The sequence below is a fragment of the Arthrobacter sp. I3 genome, assembly GCF_000520575.1.
Lineage (GTDB): Bacteria > Actinomycetota > Actinomycetes > Actinomycetales > Micrococcaceae > Arthrobacter > Arthrobacter humicola_A.
In genome coordinates this window covers 15,404-35,193 of record NZ_AZSB01000446.1, presented here as the reverse complement: position 1 = coordinate 35,193, position 19,790 = coordinate 15,404, and the positions used below count along the sequence as shown (strand labels likewise).

The following is a 19,790-nucleotide window of genomic DNA, read 5'->3' as shown; positions in this document are numbered from 1 at the left end:
GCCTACATCGGTATGGATGGGGTAGTAAAAGATGAGGTCGGTGCTCCGTCGACGGATGGGGATCTCGGGTGGCAGCGTGGGCTCCAAATGTTCTGAGCCGTAGTGGCAGTGTTGGACCGCACACGGGTACATCACGCCCAAGAGGGCCACGCTGTATTCCTGGGCACGATAGTGCTGCGCCGGCCAGTGGGTCGTGGAGACGTAGCTTGCGCCACTGAGCAATGCTCCCTTCCTGGCAAAGGCCCTCATTGTGTTCCTTTCTGACATCACGATTGTTCAGCTGTCCCTGACCGTGGGTTGACGTGGCGAGTGGAGCGAACAGGCTTGGGGAAATCTCTTCGGCTGCCTTGGAGTTCCAATGCCGGCGGGCTCGTCCTCATTTTTCACCCGTCTGGCCCCGTCACCTCGCAGCTCCGGCGTCCGTGCCCAAGACGGCGCTGCTGGCGGCATGGTTCCTCATACGGTCCGCCAGCACTTTGCTCTGGAACGTCAGAGTTCTTTGAGAACCGTTGCCAGGCGCGCGTGCCCTACCTCAATCCTTTCTGGGGTTTGCTATGCGCAGCGAAGTGCATTGCCGAAACTTCCGGAAACCGAGCAGGCGCGACCCGGGATGAAGGCTACGCCTTGGCAACTGCAACCTCGAACAGTTTGAAGTGTCAATCGCGTTGTTGAAGGTGACCCATCGGAAGAAGCCGCCCTCTGGATTTGTCCACGTGGCTAGTGCGGTCGGCCCAGGGAATGTTAAAGGCGGAGACTGAAGGCGTTGACATGTCATGCTCTTTTCTTGTTGCGGCTATTGAGCTGTGTATCCGCCGTCTATGGGCAACGAGGTGCCGGTGATGTAAGAGGCTTCGTCCGAGGCCAGAAATGCCACGGCTCCGGCCACGTCGCTTGGACGTGCAAGCCGTTTAAGGGGGATTTGGTCAACAACCCTTGCTTCGGCCGCTGCTGGATCTGCATGCGTTTCCAGCCACTCGTCGTACAGCGGTGTCTTTGTCATGCCTGGGGCAACGGCGTTTACTCGGATGTTGTAGGGGGCTAGGTCCACGGCTGCAGCCTTCGTCAGCGCCAGCATTGCTCCCTTGCTGGCGCTGTAAATCCCCATGGTGGGCACTCCGATTGAGGCCAAACGCGAAGTGATGTTGATGATCGATCCGCCAGTGTCCTGCATGGTTCGGGCGGCCGCCTGCAGAAGGCGGATGGTAGCGAAAGTGTTGACTTCGAAGACTTCTCGGATCTCCTTGTCGGGAACTAACATAAGGTCTCCCGTGTGATCGACCGCGGCGTTGTTGACCAGCACGTCGAGTCGACCAAAGCGTGAAACTGCTGCGGAGGTGAGGGCATTGCCTGATTCTTCGTCTTTGATGTCCATGGAATAGAAGTGCAGATGGGAACCGAGTGCCACTTCAAGTCGTTGCCCTCGCTCGATTGACCGCCCGGTTGCCAGCACCTGGGCACCTTCGGCTACCAGTCTGCGGGCGATTGTTTGCCCGATACCGGAAGTAGCGCCTGTGACCAACGCGACTTTGCCCGCTAGACGGGCATTGGAAGTTGATTGCGATAGCACTTTGAATCCTCTCGTAGGCACATTTCGTGCGTGCCAGATGTCTTCGCCTCCGCTTTCCAAGCATTCCCTATCGTTTGGTGCTCTACCGGAGTACAGGTTTTGATTCCTTAGATGCGATGGCCGCAGTTGACTGCTACGAGTAAGCGAGCACTGTCGACTGTGTTTGGAGTGGGCAGGCTGGTCCCTACTCACCGTCAGGAAGAGGCCGTGTTTGTACCGCTGCGGGCAATTTCCAGTGCCTGGTCGGTCAGTGTCAGGTGTTCGGGAGGAACGGCCGCCACGCCGAAGTTGTCTGCGTTGCGCCCGTCCTCGGGGACAAAGACGCGTACCACTTTGGTTTCGTCTACCTGCTGCCAAGGTTTCGCTGGAACCAGAGGCCACGTCCGGTGAGAATGACCACTCCTTTGTTGGCGGCGCGGGCGAGGACGTTGTTGTTGAATACGCGCAGCACCTCCACGTCTTCCTCCTCTCGTCATTGACCGGGATTGAAACTGGGGAGCTTTTGTCCAGATACGGCGACTTCCTGCGCCCTTACACGGTGCCGATAAGGGCCCATATGTCGGGGAAAGGGGGAGGACGGCTAGGAGTGTCAGGTTGCGTCCGAGCCTTTGTGGTTCGTTGTCAGGAGCAGGAATCGAACCCTGAAGTACAGGGGCAGGCAACGAGCAGAGTGGCAAACCTGGTTTGCAGCAGTCGGTTTGGCTCTGTGATGGGCAGCGGAAGGCCGGCAATTGGGTGTACAGCCACCGGGCGGCGGTCTGCTTCGGATTACCTGTGGAGGCGATTTTTATCCTTTGACCTTTATTTAGTGGGGATTCCTGAGGACCTGCGCTCCGAGGGGTCGCCTCAATCAGCTGGTGTATTCCAGGATGCTGACCATTTGCTTGAAGCCTTCAGCGTGTGCCCGGCTGAGTTCGAGTGCAACCGGCTGTGGGCAAGAGGAGAACTTCGCTATGACAGTGTCGCTGACGGGGTCAATCCAAATGAATTGGCCGTGGATGCCTGCGGCGTAGACCGTGCCTCGGCTATCTCCGGGGACCCACCACTGGTTTCGGTAGGAGCCGTTGGGGTGGACTTTCTGGTAGCCGGTTCCTCTGGCCAGTTGCGGGTCTCCGCCGCGCATCGTGTCGTTGATCCACCATGATGGGACGACCGTTTGCCCGTTGGCTTTCCCGTCGTCCAGCATGAGCTGTCCGATCTTGGCCAAGTCTCGTGCGGTACAGGCGATTCCTCCGTTCGCAAATGCGAAACCACCGGAATCAGTCGTAATGAGTGCATCATCCTGGGTCCCAAGCTGGGACCACAGTTCGTCGGAGACGACTTCGGCGTATCGCTTTCCGGTGACGTTCTCGATTATCCACGCCAGCACATCCGTACCAGCCGAGCAGTACTGGAATGATCGGCCGTGTTCTCCGGCAGCTTGGAGGAGCGTGAGGAATTCGTAAGTGTCCCTTGGGTCTGTTTCGAGCTTTGGGCGCCAGCCGGCGATCCTATCCTGCTGCTGGACTTCAGCGGCCGCATCCAGGTAGTTCTCGCTGTACCGGACTGCGGCGGTCATGTCGAGCACTTGGCGGACCGTCGCGTTACCGTATGCGCTGCCCTTCAGCGGCGGGACGTAGTGGCGGACACTCTGTTGGGTGTCTATGAGTCCGCGTCCGGCCAATATACCGACAATGAGCGCGCAGACGGATTTAGAAACAGACATCAGGACGTGCCGGTCGTGCGGCTGGAAGCCGCCAAAATAGCGTTCCATGACCAGGTTCCCGTGCTGAAGTACGACAATGGCATCTGTGTGCGTAGATTCCAGGAACTGCTCAACGCTGTGCCACCTCTCCGCGTGTTCCGGTGTGGCTGACTCACTTCCAGTAGAGGGCTCGGATGCTCTGCCTCGACGGATCGTTGCCGTAGTGATGAGCTCACTGATGTGAGCGAAGCCCCAGCGATTGAATGGGCTTTCCTGCCAGTTTTCCAGGGTGACGTGCTCATTGAAGTCCTGGCCGGCATAACGGTCAACCTTGCCGGGGCTGGTCAGAAGGGAACCATTTGCTGTTGTCTCTAGCATGTTTAGTCGCTGCCTTGCGTGGTAAGGGTGGGGAGGGCGTGGGAGTCTGCCAATTCGGGCCGGCCGCGCCCGGGGGCTGCCTCGAGGAGTCTGCGGGTGTAGTCGTGCTGTGGATCGGTGAAGATCCGTTCGGCTGGTCCACTTTCTACGATCTTTCCGGTCTTCATGACAGCCACCTCATCGCTGAGATAGCGGACGACGTCCAGGTCGTGGGAGATGAGCAGATATGTCAGCCCTTTTTGTTGCTGCAGGTCCTGGAGCAGGTTCAGAATCTGGGCCTGGACGGAAACATCAAGGGCGCTGGTGGGTTCGTCCAGGATCAGGAGACGGGGCGAGGTGGCCAGGGCGCGTGCTATGCCGACGCGTTGGCACTGTCCTCCGGAGAGCTGGTGCGGGAGCCGATGGGCGTGCCCGGCTCCCAGCCCGACCTCGTCCAGCAGATTGTTTATTCTTGCTTGGAGGGCCTGCCCTTTCAGGGCAGTGTGGGCCCGAAGTGGCTCTGCCACTGAAGCGCCGATAGTCATACGTGGATTCAATGATGCCACTGGATTCTGAAGTACTATTCCCATCCGGGAACGGATGATCCGCAGTGCCTTGGGTCCGAGTTTGCCGAGGTCATGTCCTTCAAATATGGCTCGCCCGGATGTTGGGCGCATCAGCTGCATGGCGCAGCGGGCGAGGGTACTTTTGCCGGAGCCGGATTCTCCGACAAGCCCGTAGACCGTACCTTCCTTGATGCTAAGGGAGACGTCGTCGACTGCGGTGAAGACTCGTCTGTGGTGCGGGAACGTTTTGACGATCTTTTCGAGGGTGAGAACGTTGGTCATAGTTCGCCTTCCTGGAGGCAGGCGACTGCCTGGTGTGGCCCGGTCTCGGTGAGCAGCGGGTCGGTGAGCGAGCAGTCGGTGACTGCATGTGAGCAACGGTTTCTGAAGGCGCACCCGGTGAGGGATAGGAGATTTCCCGGCACTGTTCCAGAAATAGCGTTCAGTCGCTGGCCGTCTGTTCGCCCTGCTGGGAGGGCGTCGAGGAGGCCGCGGGTATATGGGTGGCGTGGATTGTTCATGACCGCTTCCACAGGTCCGGTTTCGATCACCCTGCCTGCGTAAAGGACCGCCACGCGGTCACAGACGTCGCGGATGATGCCAAGGTTGTGGCTGATGAGCAGCACACCGAACCCAAACTTGTGTCGGAGTTCGTCAATGAGGACCAAAATTTGCCGGGCAACAGTAACGTCAAGAGCCGTTGTGGGCTCATCCAGGATCAAAAGCCGGGGCTGGCGTAGCAGAGCCATGGCAATCATGGCCCGCTGCAGCATCCCGCCGGACAGTTGGTGCGGATAGCTGCGGTAGACCCGTTCAGGGTCCGGAAGGCCGACCAGGCTTAGATGACGTATGATTTCAGCTTTGCCTTCGGCCCTCGAGATCTGCCGGTGCCGGGCCAGGACATCGCTGAGTTGGCGGCCAAGCGTGAAGACGGGGTTGAAGGCGGTTCCAGGGTTCTGGAATACGATGGCCACCGAGCCACCTGGTTCTGACGAGTCCTGTAAGGGATCGTTGCCGATGGTCACTTGCCCCGTGCGCCGTGCACCGCGTGGAAGGATCCCCAAGGCTGCGAGTCCTGTCAGGGACTTGCCGCACCCCGTTTCCCCCACCAGGCCGAGGATTTCACCAGCGGAAACATCGAGGTCGATCCCGCGGACGGGGCGGTTGGTAAGCTTTCCCCGGTCGGTGAATTCGACGTTGAGGTCGCGGATGCTAAGAACATGTGTCATCGCTTTACCTGCCTGGGGTCAAGGAGGTCGCGCAGCGAATCTCCGAGGAGGTTGAATCCCAGGACGGCCAGAAAGATGGCCAGCCCCGGAAAGGTGGCTATCCACCAGGAACTGAATATGAGCCCGCGCCCTTCGGCGACCATCAGGCCCCAGTCGGGCAGGGGCGGCTGAGTTCCAAGACCGATAAATGCCAGGGACCCGGCGGCCAGGATCACAGTGCCGATGTCGACGGTAGCTTGGACGAGGATGGGCGTCATGCAGTTGCGAAGTACATGGCGGCTGATGATGAGCAGCTGCGGAATGCCCATGGCGCGGGCTGCTTCGACATAGGAGCGTTCCCGAAGGGATTTTGCTTCCGCTCGTACAAGGCGCGCATACCAAGGCCACCAGCTGATGGCCAAGGCGATGCCGGCGTTGGTCAGGCTGGGCCCAAGGATCGCAACGGTCACCATGGCCAGGAGCAGAGGCGGGAAGGCCTGGAAGATCTCGGTCACACGCATCAAGGCTTCGTCGAGCCAGCCACCGCGATATCCGGCGACAGCGCCGAGGGGAATGCCGATGAGGGCCGCAGCCGCGACAACGACGGCAGAGATGGTCAGCGCCGGGTTCGCGCCCATGATGATGCGGCTGAGAACGTCACGACCGAGCTGATCGGTGCCGAGCCAGTTCAAGACGTTGGGAGCGAGGTTTCGGGCAGAGGCATTGGTCGCCCCCATGCCCTGATCAGGGAAAGGTGCCAGCCATTGCCCAAAAACAGCAAGGATTACAACAAGGACTATGATCATCGCGCCAACAGCGGCCAAACGGTCACGGCCCAGGGTCTGTTTAAGTAATTTGATCGGTTTAAGGGTGGCCTGTTCTCCGGCCGGCCCGGAACCGGTCGGGGCGGAGATTTGGGTCGTGGGGCTCATGACATGCTCACTCTGGGGTCGATTCGGGATTGCAGGATGTCCACCAGAAGGTTGGCCAGCAGGTATGCTGTGGCGCCCATGAGCGTAATTGCAATGATGGCTGGGTAGTCCACTGCAAGCATGGAAGATGTAGCGAACCGCCCAATTCCTGGCCAGTTGAAGACAGCTTCGACGAAGAATGTTCCGGTCAGGGCGTAGGCGGCAGCCATTCCGGCAATAGACAGGACTGGTGGCAGAGCATTTTTCAGGGCCAGGCGCCAACGGATGGCGGTCTCCCTCAGACCGTAGGCCCTGGCGGTGAAGATGTAATCCTGGTTCATGACATCGAGCATGGCGGCCCTGGTCATTCGTGCAACGAGTCCGAGAGGATATGCGGCCAAGGTGAGGGCCGGCAGTATCACGTGCTGCAAACCATCGGTGAAGGCCACGCCGTTGCCGGTGATCATGCTGTCTAACAGGGGAAGCCCGGTCACGTGAGAGATGGGGTTGGAGTATTTGATGGAGTTGCTGAATTGCCCAGTGGCCGGAAGTATGCCCAGCCCCCCAACGAACAACAGTTGAAGGAGCAGTCCGAGCCAGAAGGCGGGCACGGAAATCCCTCCGATGGAGAGGAAACGCATTGCTCCGTCGATGAATCCGCCAGGACGGCGGGAGGCAACCACGCCCAAGATGACCCCTGCCGAAACAGCGAGAACCATGGCAAACCCGATGAGTTCCAATGTGGCTGGGAGGCGGGTGAACAGCTCATCCAACACGGGGCGTTTTGTGGCAAGAGACTGGCCCCAGTCCCCGGTGATCAGCTTTGCGACGTAGTCGAAGTACTGTTCGAGGATCGGACGGTTAAAGCCGAGGTGCTCCCGGACCCTGTCCAGCTCGGCTGGGGGCGCCTTCGGGCCGGCGTAGATGACGGCCGGGTCGCTGGGAACGATGCGGGCAAGGATGAAGACGATCGCGGTAAGCACGGCGAGAACCAGCACCGAGGTGATGAGCCGCCGGGCGACGAAACGCAACATGGTTCTCCTTTTCTTGATTGTTGTGGCGGGATGGGCGGGCAGGGCAAGGGCCCGGGCTTTGTTGGTGCAGCCCGGGCCCTGCCTGCGTCGTATCGTTTAGGCGGCGCGTTTGATGGGGGCGAAGAAGGCCGTGAACGGGTAATTTTCGTTGTAGGCGGGAACTTCCAACCCGGCCGGAACGACTGAGACTGTGCGGGCATCGTAGAGGAATGCGGCAGGTGCTTCCCTATAGAGGAGGTCCATGGCTTCCTTATAAAGGCCCTGGGCTGCGTCCATGTCCGTTCCCGTCAAGGTTGCCGCCTTGTCAACCAATTTGTCGTACTCCGGGGACTTCCAATAGCTCAGGTTGAAGGATGGCTTTTCGCTGGAATGGAACAGCGTCGTGAGATTGTCGCTGCCGGCGTCGCTGTAAGTCGGCCAGTAGTTAAGTACAAAGATGTCCTGGGCGCTCTGAGGATCAGCCTTTGCGCTGTCCCATTGCTGGTTGAAAAGTTCGGCTTTCACGTCCAGCTTCACACCGATTTTAGCGAAGGCGTCCTTGATCAGCGGCACGAACCGCGCTTCCGCGGGATTCTCGGAGGCGTAGGTGAGTTTGAGGTTCATGCCGTCGGCATGACCAGCTGAGGCCAATAGTTGCTTGGCCTTTTCCAAGTCCTGGGAGTACTGCGGGACGTCCTGGCTGTAGGGGAAGATGCCGCTGGGAGCAGGGCCGTGGGACTGCGTGCCGTAGCCCTGCCCTCCGATGTCAATGATCTCTTTGTACGGAATCGCGTAGCTGAGCGCGCGGCGGACCTCCGGGTCGTTGAGTGGTGCGCGGCTCGTGTTAAACATGGCCAGGAAGTTGAACGGTGAGTTGAAGTCTTTCACCGTGAACTTCGGATCGCTGGCCAGGGTCTTGACGTTTTCCAAGGGAATGTTGGTCGCGTAGTCCACCTCACCTGCGGTCAGCATCTGCTGGGCCGTGACTGCATCCGGGGTGATAGAGATGTCGACAAAGTCGACGTGCGATGCAGCCTTTTTGTTCCAGTAGCCGTCGTACTTCTTCAGCACGACCTTAGAGCCGGGCTTGTAGGAGTCGATGGTGTAGGGGCCGGAGCCCGCGTCGATTCCGGCCTCGAAGTACTTGTCATTCTTGGCGGATGCGGCCAGGGCCTTCGGGGCAACGATCCAGGCGCCGTAGGTCGAGGAGGCGACGAGGTCCATCGGCGCAGCGTACTTCAGCTGCAGCGTGACAGTGGAGTCGTCCGGGGCGGTAACGCTCTCCACCGGTGCCCAGATGAAGGATGCGGCTGCATGGTCCCTGGCAGCGTCGATGCTGGCTTTGACCGCCGCGGCATTGATGGGCTCGCCGTCGTGGAAGGTGGCTCCGGAGCGGATCTTGAATGTCCAGGATTTTCCGTCGGCACTGGCGCTCCAGGACTCGGCTATTGCCGGGGAATACGCTTCTGCGGAACCTGCCGGGTTCTTCCAAAGCAGGGGTTCGTATATGTTGCCCATGTAGAGGGCTTCGGTGGAAAACGAACGAACCGGATCCCACGTAGTGATGGCTGCAGATGCGGCCACAGAGAAAACGTCGGGGCCGGAAGAAGCTTTGGGTGCGGCAGGACTGCATCCCGCCGCGCTAAGGGCAACGACGGCGGCTGTGGCCGTGACAAGCACCGTCCGAGCCGGGTGTGGAAATGAGAGTGCCAACAGAGACTCCTTGAAGAAGGGTGGGAAGTGTGACGAGTCTAACTAGGTGCACCTATGCCTGGGAAATGCCTATCATGAGTAAAACTCATACCTTGGAGGCATAGTGGACTTGAGGCACTTGACGTATTTCCTGAGCATCGTTGATGAAGGATCAATCAATGCCGCTTCACGCTGTTTGCGGGTGGCCCAACCCTCTTTATCCCGGCAGCTTCGCTCCTTGGAGCAGGACCTCGGGCTCACCCTCTTCGATAGGTCAGGAGCAAAATTGTCGCTGACCGCGGCGGGCACTGCGTTTCTGCCCATCGCCAAGGACCTGGTCACCCGCGCCGCCCAGGCCAAATCATCCGCGCGGGCGATGGCCGGAGGTTCGGTGCAACGGCTTACGGTAGCGGCAGCCTCTGCCACCGTCGCCGACATCATCGCCCCTTTCATTGTCTCGCAGGGGCCCGATGGAGTCCTGACCAATGTTGTCGAGGCGACCCCTGAGTTTGTCTACTCGGCGTTGCAGGACGGTAAGGCTGACTTCGCTCTGGGAACAAAGCCCCCACCATCCGAGCTCAAATCGGTTGTAGTTGGCAGGGCGTTCCTTTGGGCCCAGTGCAACGCCAAACACCCTCTTGCCGGGAGGGAGAAAATCAGCCTCCAGGAACTCGTCCAATGGCCTCTCATAACCATGACCGCTGATTTTGGTGTCCGCACAATGTTCGATGATGCTGTTAGCACTGAGCGCCTCACCTACACGACCGGATTTGAAGTACGCTCGGCCGTGGTCGGCCAAGCCTTGGCAGCCGCCGGCAAAGGCATCTGCGTGCTCTCGGATGATCCGAATTTCGGGGTGCACGCCATGCCCATCACTCATCGGGGAAAGGACCTCGTGTTCACTCTTTTCGGTGTCTGGAATCCGCTGCATTTCGCCGCGCCTGCGATAAGGGAGTGCCTGCAGAACCTTTCACGTTTCACCTCGGAGCTGTACCCCGCCGCTCGAATATAGAGGGGATGCAATCCTCAACTCTCGGCCCTGGTGGTTGAGCGGCCTCTCGAACTCTGAGTGCTAAAAGCTCACGAGATTCGCGGGGCGTGGCTCCGGGGGCAGTGGCCATCGACAGGAGCTCTCGAAGCTACTTCCACTGCCTATAAAACGCCGATACTGGACCTTTCGTGAACCTGGGGGAGTGATCGAACCAGGCACTCTTCGCCCACGCAGGAGGATGGGTGCGAGAGCCTGGCTAGTCTTCCTTGACTTCTTTCAGGACCGCACGCGCAGCTGCCGCGTCGTGAAGCTCGTAAGGTACTTCTCCTGTTCTTCGATCCTGCGGCGGTAGAAGTCGTGGGCGGCCTGTTTTGTGATCCCCAGCGATTCGCGGATCTGGGCCCACTTCGGTCCGGATACCGCGACATCCTTTGGGGTCAACGACCCCGAGGACTGCATCGCCGGAGCATACCGACGCACCGGGGTGCGCGCCCGATGAGTCGCGCCCGTCAACATGCTTGTGTCCGCTGTTGCTCGGGGAGTCAGCTGAGCTGCAAGTTGTTGCCGGTCTTGGCTTTTACCATGTTCGTCGCGTAGCTGATCAGGAATTCGTACTCGTCTTCCGGCGTCAGGTCGCCGAGGAGTACATCCATTACGAGGCCGTCCTCGAGGGCTACGAAGCTCCGGGCCAAGAATCCGGCTGGCGCTGAGAGGGTGAAGGCATCCTCCTGCGCGCCTCGTTCCAGGATCCCTTTGTAGAGGTTCGTTTGACGCTCCACGAACGCCATCTGCTGCCGAGCGGCTGCCTTGTTGCGCAGATAAACTGGGATGAGTTCCACGAGAATCCGGGAAGCGGTTTCGCTTTCCCCGGGCCAAGGTACGCCTGAGTGGATGCAGGCCCTCAGTTGCGCTTCAGGGTCGCTTTCGGCTTGGATGCGGGCCTCCCGGCGGTCACAGTACTCCGTCACGCCTTGATGGAAGACCTCGCTGAAGAGCTCGTCGACGTCCCGGTAGTAGTACAGCACCGCAGCCGGGGTGACGCCGGCCTCGTTGGCAATGTCGGAAAGGCGGGCCGCTGATGACCCTCTGTCCAGCAGGACTCGTCCTGCTGCTGCTACGAGTTGATCCCGGCGGGCTGTCTGATTCCGTGGTCTTGCCATGCTCACCATGCTTTCACACTGGCCTCGAAGTGACCCTTGACACACCCAAGTTCGTTAATTATTCTTTAATTAATCTTTAGTTAATGAAATCTCCCACGATAGGAATGCTACCGTCATGACTCGACTTCTCCCTCTGGCTCTTGTGCAATCACCTGCTGAGTCCTTGACTGATTTTGCTGCTGGTCTCGAGCGAAGGGTCAAAGCGCATGCCGTCGCCGACCTTTTCGTTTACCCGGAGCTTCACTTGAACACGGTGGATTCTGCCGGGTTTGTGGACCGGCAGGCCTACATGGAAGCCTCGGCAGAACCTCTTGATGGCCCGCGCGGCCGTACCCTTGCTGAGCTTGCCGGAGACCTTGGGATCTGGCTTTTGCCTGGCAGCGTGCTTGAACGTGGTACGGACGGGCATATCTACAACACCGCCGTTGTCTACTCTCCACAAGGAAAAGCAGTAGCCGCGTACCGAAAGATCTTTCCCTGGAAGCCCTATGAGACCGTTTGTTCCGGTAAGGACTTCGTGGTCTTCGACATGACCGGCTACGGCCGCGTCGGTTTGTCAATTTGCTACGACGCCTGGTTCCCCGAACACAGCAGGCATCTGGCCTGGATGGGGGCAGAGCTCGTTCTCAATGTTGTCCAGACGCCGACCAACGATCGTGTGCAGGAAGTTGTTATCGGTCAAGCCAATGCAATCGTGAACCAGAATTTCGTTGCCAGTGTGAACGCGGCGGGCCCGCACGGGGTTGGACGTAGTTTCCTGGTTGATCCTGAAGGCCGCGTGCGAATTTCGGCAACCGGGCCCGAAGACGCGACATTGGTTGATGTGATCGACCTGGACCAGGTAGGGAACGTCCGTCAATATGGCACAGCGGGCGTCACCCGCCCCTGGGACCAGTTCGCTGAAAACGACGACAGCATTCCATTGCCGCTATACGCCGGCCAGCTTGATCCCCGCCTTTGGCGGCAGACCAACGCCCCGTCAACCCTGACCAACCTCAGCACTGCCCCAGCCTAAGGAACTCCCCATGTCCGCTGAGAACATTAAACTTACCCCCAAGCTATCCCTGCTATCGGTGGTCGTGTTCGGCTTGGCCTATATGGCCCCGGGAATCGTAATGACGATCTTCGGTATCATCTCCTCCACCAGCGACGGAACAGCCCCGACAGCATTCGCCCTCGCCACGGCCGCGATGCTGCTGACTGCCCTCAGCTACGCGAAAATGGCAAAGATCTTTCCGAACTCGGGATCAGCCTACGTGTATGCACGACGGCTCCTCGATTCCCGTGTCGGTTTCCTCGTCGGGTGGGCAATCCTCCTCGACTACCTCTTCCTTCCCACCGTGGCCTGGCTGTTCCAATCGTTCTACCTTGCAGCGCAGTTTCCCGGCATCCCTGTCTGGGCCTGGCTCGCTCTGAACGCTGGACTGACAACGATCATCAACGTCACGGGAATCGTGCTCACTGACCGTGTCAATAAAACGCTGACCCTTCTGGTTGTTACCCTCATCGGGATCTTCATCGCCTACTGCCTGGCCTACCTCGGGGGCAACCCGCCTGCGTCGTTCACAGACCCCTTCTGGAACAATGCCACGACGGTCGGCGGCGTCGCTGCCGCAGCCGCTATCGCGGCCTACGCCTTCCTGGGATTCGACGCCGTCAGCACACTCAGCGAAGAAACCAAAAACGCCCAGCGCAACATTCCCCGCGCGATCCTCCTGACCGTCCTCGTCGGCGGAATAATCTTCGTCGTGGTCTCCTACATCATGCAGCTCGTTCACCCAGGCGGAGACTTCGAGCACGCAGCGACCGCAGCATACTCCATGCAGGTCCTCGTCGGCGGGCAGTTCTACGCCAACATCACCAACATGCTCTTCATCATCGGCGGGTTCGCATCGGGCCTCGCCATCCAGGCCAGCACCAGCCGACTCCTCTACGTCATGGGCCGCGACGGAGTCCTACCCCGCAGGCTCTTCGGACGCCTCCACCCCCGAACCAAAACGCCCATCTTCAACCTGGTCCTCGTCGGTGCCGTGGCCATGCTGGCACTGAACATCTCTTTGGAAACGGCAACCTCCTTCATCAACTTCGGAGCCTTCCTGGCATTCACAGCCGTCAACTTCTGCGTCATCGCCTACTTCATCCGAAACCGCCGGCAAGGCAAAAAGCTTTCGATCATTGGCTTCATCGTCCTACCAATACTGGGCGCCGCGGTCGACATCTACCTTCTAACCCAGCTCAGTCCCATCGCCATCACCATCGGCTGCTGCTGGATCGGTCTGGGAGTTGTTTATCTAACCTTCCTCACCAAAGGATTCCGCAAGGAACCACCAGAGATGGACCTCCACGACCGTGAGAGGCAGCCGGGCGAACCCACCAAGGAGGTTCAGCAACCAAACGCTGACGACACGCGGTCAACTAAGCGGAATGCCAGCCAGGCCCAGCCCACCGAAATCTAACCCCCACCACCCAATACAAGGACGGGCCAGGCACCAGTGCCCAGGCCCGTCCCTCTGTGTGGCGGGTGCCATCTCGAGAAACGGGACCTAATCAGCGCCATTGCCACCGTTCCCTTTCACACCCGATCGGCGCTCTCCAAAGTCGTACCGTTCCGTAGTGACAACCCACTGCATCCCGGGCTGCGGAACCGCCACCCGGGATGCGGTGCAAGTTCGGTGGCAAACCTCCGGTCAAGAGAATCCGATCGGGCGAGTATGCCATCGCTGAAAACCATTTCTTCGTCCCAAAGATCCGATTCGCTACGTGCGTGCCCACATCATGAGCATCAAATCAAAGGCGATATTAAGTGCAAATCAGGAGTCCAATGATCATCACGATCGAGGCCGGTCGCTACTTCCACATCACAGGCCTATCCCCGACGGAAATCGCAGACAGTATCAACACGGCTGTAGAGATGGCACGCGACCACTCGATGACAGAAGGATGGCAGGGCATTCTCGTCACCCGCCACGGACCTGATATGTACACAGTGAACCTCAGCGCTGATGTTCCCTACGGAGTAACTGTGGAACGGGACCTGCCGCAAGAAGTCCCGAGCAGGTGCCGGACGGCTGAGAGCTCACCGCAGCCGTGCCGGCAGTAGACTGAAAATCAGCGAGCGGACTGCCGTGGTAGCCGGTCGCCGGCCGGTACGCTCCGGCAGCGCGCGTCGTCCGACGGAGAGGACCTCAGCGATGGAACCGACCTATGTGATGGCCGAGAGCGCCCCGGCGCCCGTGGGCCCCTATTCCCAAGCGTGCGGTATACCGAATGGCCTGCTGTTCCTTTCGGGGCAGACGCCCATCGACCCGGCGACCGGGCAGCTGGTCGGCGGTGGCATCGAGGAGCAGACCGCACGCGTCTTCGACAACCTTGGCCTCGTCCTCGAGGCGGCCGGCAGCAGCTGGCGCGATGTCGTCAAAGTCAACGTCTTCCTCGTCGACATGGACGACTTCGCAGCGATGAACGCCGTGTACGCGAGGTACTTCGACGGCCAGTACCCCGCGCGCACGACGGTCGCCGTCGCCGGGCTCCCGCTCAGGGCGCGCGTGGAGATCGAACTGCACGCGATGCGCCGCGTGGGGTGATCCAAACGCACGACCACCTCGATACGCTCACTCCCGAGATCATCGACACAGCCAGAGAAGCCCTACTCGTCGGCAACTAAGCCCTGCGAATTCACTGCCAAATAGCGCTGCGATCCACAAAATAACCGTGTGAATCGCAGAGCTATTTGGCGTTGTCTTGGCGGCGCTTTTTGGCGCGCGCCTGATGCACCCCCCCGCCGGGCTGCGGGCATGTCGGGGCGAGGGTGCTGTTGAAATCTGGCGGGCTAGTGCTTGGACCAGCGTGGACGGGAGCGCTCGATGATGCTGGTGGTCGCAGCAATTGCTGTGAGGGCTGTCGCCAGCAGAAGCGGTGCCCAGACCGTTTGTGCGATGGTTGCACCCGCGACGGCTGTTCCGGCGGATCCTGCTGCGATCTTGAGTGCGCCTACCCAGATGAAGATTTGGCCGCGGGCCTCGATGGGGGCGTATTCGCTTCGCGCGGCGAGTGTTGCCGCGAAGAACATTGCGTTGGCGATCCCTGCCAGGCCGAAGGCAGTGAGGGAGGTGGGGAGTGTCGGAGTGAGCATCACGAGTATCAGCGTTGCCGCGACGAGTGCGGCGAGGGAGCTCATGAGAGGGTCTGCGTCGCGGCGAAGCGGTCGGAGCATGAGCCCTGCTGATCCGAGGAGATTTCCTATCCCGTAGGCTGCGACCAGTGTTCCGGCGGCTGATGCCCCGCCGTACGCGGGAGCTGTCGCAATGGCGTAGATCGGTAGCGCGGCGACAGAGAACGCGACGGTCACGGTGAGCCCGAGTGTGCGGCGCAGCGGACCACGTCCCCAGATGAGGCTCAGTGTTCGTCCGGGTGATGGCACGTCAACGGCCTGGTCGAGTGGCTCTTGCCTTGGGAGTGCGAGGACGGCTCCCGCACCAACGACGGCGGCTCCGGCCAGAACCAGTGTCGCGGTGAGTGCGTCGGATGCGGCCGCGATCCATGCCACTGCTGCGGGGCCGAGGGTGCCGCTGAGCCCGTAGCTTGCGACGTCCCAGCTTTGTGCTCTGCGTTGGCTGCGCTGCCCGGGGCCGGCGATGGAGGGCAGGCGGCTGCTGATCCCGCCGGTGAGCATCGGCCCGAAGATGCCGGAAGCGAAGAGCAGCAGGGCCGGCCAGATCGGCCAGGCGACGGGCAGGAGCAGTGCAGCAGCACCAAGCAGCACCCCGTGGAGGACGGAGGAGCACGCGATGACCTTGCGCCCGTCACGGGCTGTATCGAGGCGCCGGGCGATGAAGGGGCCGAGCAGGTGGGGTGCGGTGATTGATGCTCCCAGGATGCCGGCCAGCCAGCCCGGCATCCCGCAGGCGTGTGCGAGCAGCACGATGGCGACCACTGCGCCGCCGTCTGCGCTGCGAACCAGGGTCGCGGCGAAGACGTAGCGCGCCAGCGCCCCGCCCCGGCGGTCCTTCCCGCGTGGAACGCCGAGGCCGGCGCTACGGGTTAAGCGCGAGCTCATCGACAATCCTGCCAACATGGGCACGCTGCTTCGCGGTCAATCCCTGGATGGGAAGCGGCAGGCACGATGGTGATGCCAGTCCCAGCTGTTCCGCTATGGCCGCAACGACCCGGATACTCCCGCCAAACTCGGCGAACGACTCCCACAACGGTGCAAGCCGTTCGGATTCAGCGGTCGCGTTGGAGGCCCGCCCTTCCAGCGCGGCCCTGGTGATCCGCATCGCCAGGGCGGGCAAAGTGCCGCCGATGACGGAGTACCAGGCATCGCACCCGGCAGCCAGTCCGGCGGCGGCCTTGGCGTCACCGGAAACTCCGATGGTCACGTGCGCCGGTACGGCGGCGCGGATTTCCTGAACCCGCGCCTGTGCCTGCTCCGGATCGGCCGGCACGCCCGGGATTTTGATGGAGGCGATTCCGGGCAGTTCCGCGATGCGTCCGTAAAGCTCGGTCGTGAAGGTGAAATGGGTGGTGCCCGGGTTGTCATAGACGATCACGGGCAGCGACGAGTTCGCGGTGACGGTCCGGAAGAGTTCGAACACGTCATTTTCGGTGAGGGGCTGATAGGTCATCGGCGCAAGCAGGAGTGCGGAAGCCCCCGCCTGCTCTGCCATTTCAGCGTTCGCGAGGACGTGTGAGGTCCGCAAGGCCCCAACACCAATGAACACCGGTGTCGCGCCGGCGTGCTCGACGGCAAGACGAGCCACACGGCTCCGTTCCTCACTGCTCAGATACGCGTAGGAGCCGGTGGATCCGAGCGCGGTGATGGAGTCAACCTTCGCCTCCGAGAGCCGTTCGATCAGGCGAACGAAGGCAGGCTCGTCAACAGCATCATCTGCCAGAGGGGTCAGGAGGAAGGCGCTCAAGCCGGTGAACATGGTTATAACTCCTTTGTTTGAAATACGGGGAAGCGAAGTCTGAGGCGCCGGCCGCTACCTGGGTGGGCTGGGCTGCGCGGGCACCTCAACCTCGGAATTCTCGCGCAGCGACAGGCTGGCGGACCCGCCTGGCTGGACGACTGTCGCCTACTTCGGCCCTTGGTCAATGAGGTCGGGATCAATGAGGCCAGGGTCGGTGCGCGTGCCGGCGTGTTCGCGGGAGCGCGGTTGCCGTCGGCCGCCGCGTTGCGCGGCGGCGCCGGCGAGGACGACCAGCGTGATGCCACCGAATTGGACTAGCGAGGGCTGCTGGTGCAGCACGAGCAGCCCGAGGAGCACGCCGATGGCGGGTTCGAGGGCCATCAGGGTGCCGAACGCGGTGGGCGTCATCCGGCGCAAGGCGAGCATCTCGAGCGCCATCGGCAGCACCGGCATCAGGACGGCCAGTCCCAAGGCCGCGGCGAGGACACCAAGGTTGAGATTTCCGGCGGACTGCGGGATGCCGACGACCGCCGCCGTGGCAGCAGCGACGGGAACGGTGAGTGAAAGTGCGCCGATGCCTGTGAAGCGGTCGCCGATCCGTTGGGTGAGCACAATGTAGACGGCCCACCCGATGGCCGCGAGCCCTGCCAGGCCGATCCCGGCGAGGTCAATGTCGCCAGCCCAGGGCTCGGTCAGCAGGACGACGCCGAGCAGCGCCAGGGCTGGCCAGATAAGCGCCCGTGCGCTGTGGGCGCGGACCGCGGCGACCGTCAGCGGACCGAGGAACTCGATCGCGACGGCGGTGCCGAGCGGGATGCGTTCGATGGAGGCGAGGAATGCGATGGTCATCAGTCCGGTGGCGACGCCCAGCCCCAGGAGCACGGGGATGTCGCGGCGGCGTAGCGCGCGCAATGGGGGCCGGGCAACGGCGAGAAAGATGAGTGCTCCCACGCTGAGTCTGAGCCAGGCTGTTCCGGCCGGCCCCACCGATGCGATCAGATCCACTGACAGGGCCGAGCTGAGCTGGACTGAGAGCATGGCGGCAACGGCCAGCCCCCCATGGTGGCACAGGGACATTCTTGGGGACACGTTGGCTCACGGCCGGCCGCCCTGGGCCAGCCGGTCACCGATCGCGCGTATGCGGGGGTGGATGAGCATGTCAGTCTCTTTCGTTGGCTGGCGTGCCGGCGGTTATCAGGCGGCGGGCGACGCGGACGTCGGGACCGAGTAGGGTCAGCCGGGCGGTCAGGTCCTCGGCTGCGGCGTGGAGCGCCTCATCGGTCATGGGTTCGAGCGCGTCGAGGATGAACAGCGCGGCGGTGGTGTTCTCGCCGAGCTGGGTGCGGCGTGCCTGGCGCCAGTTCCAGCGCCGGCAGGTCACTCCGGCGTCGTCGCACCACACGACCTCGCCAGGTTCCGGGTGTTCGATCACCGCGGCGCCGCCGGCGGCCGTATCGAAGGGCTCCGTGCCGGTAGCGCGGACCAGCCGGGGCGCACCGCTGTAGCGATTTAGGTCCTCCCCGCCCAGAGGGATCTGGTGGAGCACCGAAACCGCGTTATAGAGGTCGGTGAGACGGTTCACCCGGGGCAACCCGGACACCGCACGGCGCAGGAGCGCCTCCAGGCTGTTGCGCGTGCGGCTGGGTCTGGCGCCGAAGGCCTGGTAAGCCTCGCACCACGCAGCCACGTGCGGGAGCTGCTCAACCGGCCGGCCGTTGAGCAGCCCCCGGGCTGCGGACTCCGCCGCCTGGAGCATCTCCTCACCGGCCTGGTCACTCGGGCCAGGGACGAGTCCGCCAACGGCCAGCAGCAACGCCCGGTAGTCGGGGCGCAGCGCAAACACGGCGGCGTCAACATGGCCGCCGTCGAGAAATTCCTGAAGCATGCCCGACTCAGGCATCGGACGCCTCCGGCCGGTGACCTGTCCCCACGCCCGGCTCGAAGACGGCCAGGGAGAACCTCGCCGGCTCCGTGCCCGGATTGGCGTAAGAGTGTGCCACGTCGCCCCGGAACGTCACCGCATCGCCCTCATCGAGGGTGAGCAATTGACCTGCGACCTCCACCGTGACCGTGCCCTGCCGGACCTGCAAAAGCTCCTTGGTGCCCGACGTGTGGGCCTCGCTCACATGACGGTCGCCGGGATCCAGCGTCCAGTCCCACAGTTCAACCACGTCCGGCGGTTCGGTGCCGGCCACCAACACCCCGCGCCCGCCGCACTCACCGCTCCACAAAGTGGCGCCCTCACCACTGCGCGTGACCTTCACCGGCCTCGACCGAGGGGGCTCGACCAACGCCGGCAGCCCCACACCCAGCGCGTCACTGATCCTCAGCAGAGTTCCCACGCTGGGATTCGCGGCACCCTGCTCCACGTTGACCACCATCCTGCGGCTTACCCCGGCAGATTCCGCCAGCTGATCAAGCGTCCAGCCCCGCGACTGCCTCTCCTGCTTAACCCGGGCGCCGATCGCCAGCGCCAAGCTCGTTGTACTCTCATCCACAAGTGCATCATACTGCACTTTGAGTGCATTATCTAGAACACCTAAATGCGCTGTTACCGTCACGATCGTCGCCGGTTGGGGCCAGTTTCAGTTGCTCGCCCGGGGCCAGGAATACTTGACACAATCAGGCCGGCAGTCGGGTAGCTGTAGATCCAATTCCCCTCACGTCGAAGTGATGCCGTATGTATATGTGGAAACACTGAACTGGTCATCACGGAAGGGGAGTTCTAG

Annotated in this window: 20 protein-coding genes; 4 read left to right on the top strand and 16 right to left on the bottom strand. The window is 61.6% G+C overall.

The window, feature by feature from the left end; genetic code table 11:
• Positions 1-793: 793 nt before the first annotated feature.
• The 9 genes from Y706_RS0100735 to Y706_RS22800 form a co-directional block, all read right to left on the bottom strand.
• Complete coding sequence (locus Y706_RS0100735) at positions 794-1,567, bottom strand: SDR family NAD(P)-dependent oxidoreductase (RefSeq protein WP_043433984.1); 774 nt, start codon at positions 1,565-1,567, stop codon at positions 794-796.
• 194 nt (positions 1,568-1,761) lie between these two features.
• Complete coding sequence (locus tag Y706_RS29665) at positions 1,762-1,899, bottom strand: hypothetical protein (protein WP_216699083.1); 138 nt, start codon at positions 1,897-1,899, stop codon at positions 1,762-1,764.
• 11 nt (positions 1,900-1,910) lie between these two features.
• Positions 1,911-2,018, bottom strand: a complete 108-nt coding sequence (locus Y706_RS29660; RefSeq protein ID WP_216699082.1) for a CAT RNA binding domain-containing protein — start codon at positions 2,016-2,018, stop codon at positions 1,911-1,913.
• A gap of 399 nt (positions 2,019-2,417) precedes the next feature.
• Positions 2,418-3,629: a serine hydrolase domain-containing protein gene (locus tag Y706_RS22810; protein ID WP_084475812.1), complete on the bottom strand. Its 1,212-nt coding sequence runs from the start codon at positions 3,627-3,629 to the stop codon at positions 2,418-2,420.
• Between the two features lie 2 nt (positions 3,630-3,631).
• Positions 3,632-4,456 (bottom strand): ABC transporter ATP-binding protein, encoded by an 825-nt coding sequence (locus Y706_RS22805; protein WP_043433981.1) that lies wholly within the window; start codon positions 4,454-4,456, stop codon positions 3,632-3,634.
• Positions 4,453-5,403 carry an ABC transporter ATP-binding protein gene (locus tag Y706_RS0100710; RefSeq protein WP_028275103.1) on the bottom strand — a complete coding sequence of 317 codons (951 nt, stop codon included), beginning with the start codon at positions 5,401-5,403 and terminating at the stop codon, positions 4,453-4,455. Before Y706_RS0100710 ends, Y706_RS22805 begins: the two co-directional genes overlap by 4 nt.
• Positions 5,400-6,314, bottom strand: a complete 915-nt coding sequence (locus tag Y706_RS0100705; RefSeq protein WP_084475810.1) for an ABC transporter permease — start codon at positions 6,312-6,314, stop codon at positions 5,400-5,402. The genes Y706_RS0100710 and Y706_RS0100705 overlap by 4 nt, the downstream gene beginning before the upstream one ends.
• A complete protein-coding gene (locus Y706_RS0100700) occupies positions 6,311-7,324 on the bottom strand; it encodes an ABC transporter permease (RefSeq protein ID WP_216699081.1) in 1,014 nt (337 codons plus the stop codon). Before Y706_RS0100700 ends, Y706_RS0100705 begins: the two co-directional genes overlap by 4 nt.
• A gap of 99 nt (positions 7,325-7,423) precedes the next feature.
• Positions 7,424-8,890, bottom strand: coding sequence for an ABC transporter substrate-binding protein (locus Y706_RS22800; protein WP_156945018.1), 1,467 nt, complete (start codon positions 8,888-8,890; stop codon positions 7,424-7,426).
• 247 nt (positions 8,891-9,137) lie between these two features.
• On the opposite strand from Y706_RS22800, the gene Y706_RS0100690 reads away from it, so the two are divergent.
• Positions 9,138-10,010 carry a LysR family transcriptional regulator gene (locus Y706_RS0100690; RefSeq protein ID WP_156945017.1) on the top strand — a complete coding sequence of 291 codons (873 nt, stop codon included), beginning with the start codon at positions 9,138-9,140 and terminating at the stop codon, positions 10,008-10,010.
• A gap of 255 nt (positions 10,011-10,265) precedes the next feature.
• On the opposite strand, the gene Y706_RS22795 is transcribed toward Y706_RS0100690, so the two are convergent.
• Complete coding sequence (locus tag Y706_RS22795; RefSeq protein ID WP_216699080.1) at positions 10,266-10,430, bottom strand: hypothetical protein; 165 nt, start codon at positions 10,428-10,430, stop codon at positions 10,266-10,268.
• A gap of 101 nt (positions 10,431-10,531) precedes the next feature.
• The gene (locus Y706_RS22790; protein ID WP_043433997.1) at positions 10,532-11,149 is read right to left on the bottom strand and encodes a TetR/AcrR family transcriptional regulator; all 618 of its coding nucleotides are present in this window, start codon (positions 11,147-11,149) and stop codon (positions 10,532-10,534) included.
• A 115-nt stretch (positions 11,150-11,264) separates the two neighbouring features.
• On the opposite strand from Y706_RS22790, the gene Y706_RS0100675 reads away from it, so the two are divergent.
• From Y706_RS0100675 to Y706_RS0100660, 3 genes are all read left to right on the top strand, one after another.
• On the top strand, positions 11,265-12,164 hold the full coding sequence (locus tag Y706_RS0100675) for a carbon-nitrogen hydrolase family protein (protein ID WP_043433978.1): 900 nt from the start codon (positions 11,265-11,267) through the stop codon (positions 12,162-12,164).
• A 10-nt stretch (positions 12,165-12,174) separates the two neighbouring features.
• Positions 12,175-13,605: an APC family permease gene (locus Y706_RS22785; protein ID WP_084475808.1), complete on the top strand. Its 1,431-nt coding sequence runs from the start codon at positions 12,175-12,177 to the stop codon at positions 13,603-13,605.
• Positions 13,606-14,340: 735 nt separating this feature from the next.
• The gene (locus tag Y706_RS0100660; RefSeq protein ID WP_028275097.1) at positions 14,341-14,733 is read left to right on the top strand and encodes a RidA family protein; all 393 of its coding nucleotides are present in this window, start codon (positions 14,341-14,343) and stop codon (positions 14,731-14,733) included.
• Between the two features lie 245 nt (positions 14,734-14,978).
• Here Y706_RS0100660 and Y706_RS0100650 read toward each other — a convergent pair whose 3' ends face one another.
• From Y706_RS0100650 to Y706_RS0100630, 5 genes are all read right to left on the bottom strand, one after another.
• Positions 14,979-16,205, bottom strand: a complete 1,227-nt coding sequence (locus Y706_RS0100650) for an MFS transporter (RefSeq protein WP_028275096.1) — start codon at positions 16,203-16,205, stop codon at positions 14,979-14,981.
• Positions 16,183-17,079: a dihydrodipicolinate synthase family protein gene (locus Y706_RS0100645; protein ID WP_043433969.1), complete on the bottom strand. Its 897-nt coding sequence runs from the start codon at positions 17,077-17,079 to the stop codon at positions 16,183-16,185. Before Y706_RS0100645 ends, Y706_RS0100650 begins: the two co-directional genes overlap by 23 nt.
• Positions 17,080-17,226: 147 nt before the next feature.
• Positions 17,227-18,099: an EamA family transporter gene (locus Y706_RS0100640; protein WP_043433968.1), complete on the bottom strand. Its 873-nt coding sequence runs from the start codon at positions 18,097-18,099 to the stop codon at positions 17,227-17,229.
• Between the two features lie 121 nt (positions 18,100-18,220).
• Positions 18,221-18,961 (bottom strand): B3/B4 domain-containing protein, encoded by a 741-nt coding sequence (locus Y706_RS0100635; protein WP_028275093.1) that lies wholly within the window; start codon positions 18,959-18,961, stop codon positions 18,221-18,223.
• Positions 18,954-19,559, bottom strand: a complete 606-nt coding sequence (locus tag Y706_RS0100630) for a helix-turn-helix domain-containing protein (protein ID WP_028275092.1) — start codon at positions 19,557-19,559, stop codon at positions 18,954-18,956. Before Y706_RS0100630 ends, Y706_RS0100635 begins: the two co-directional genes overlap by 8 nt.
• Positions 19,560-19,790 lie beyond the last annotated feature (231 nt).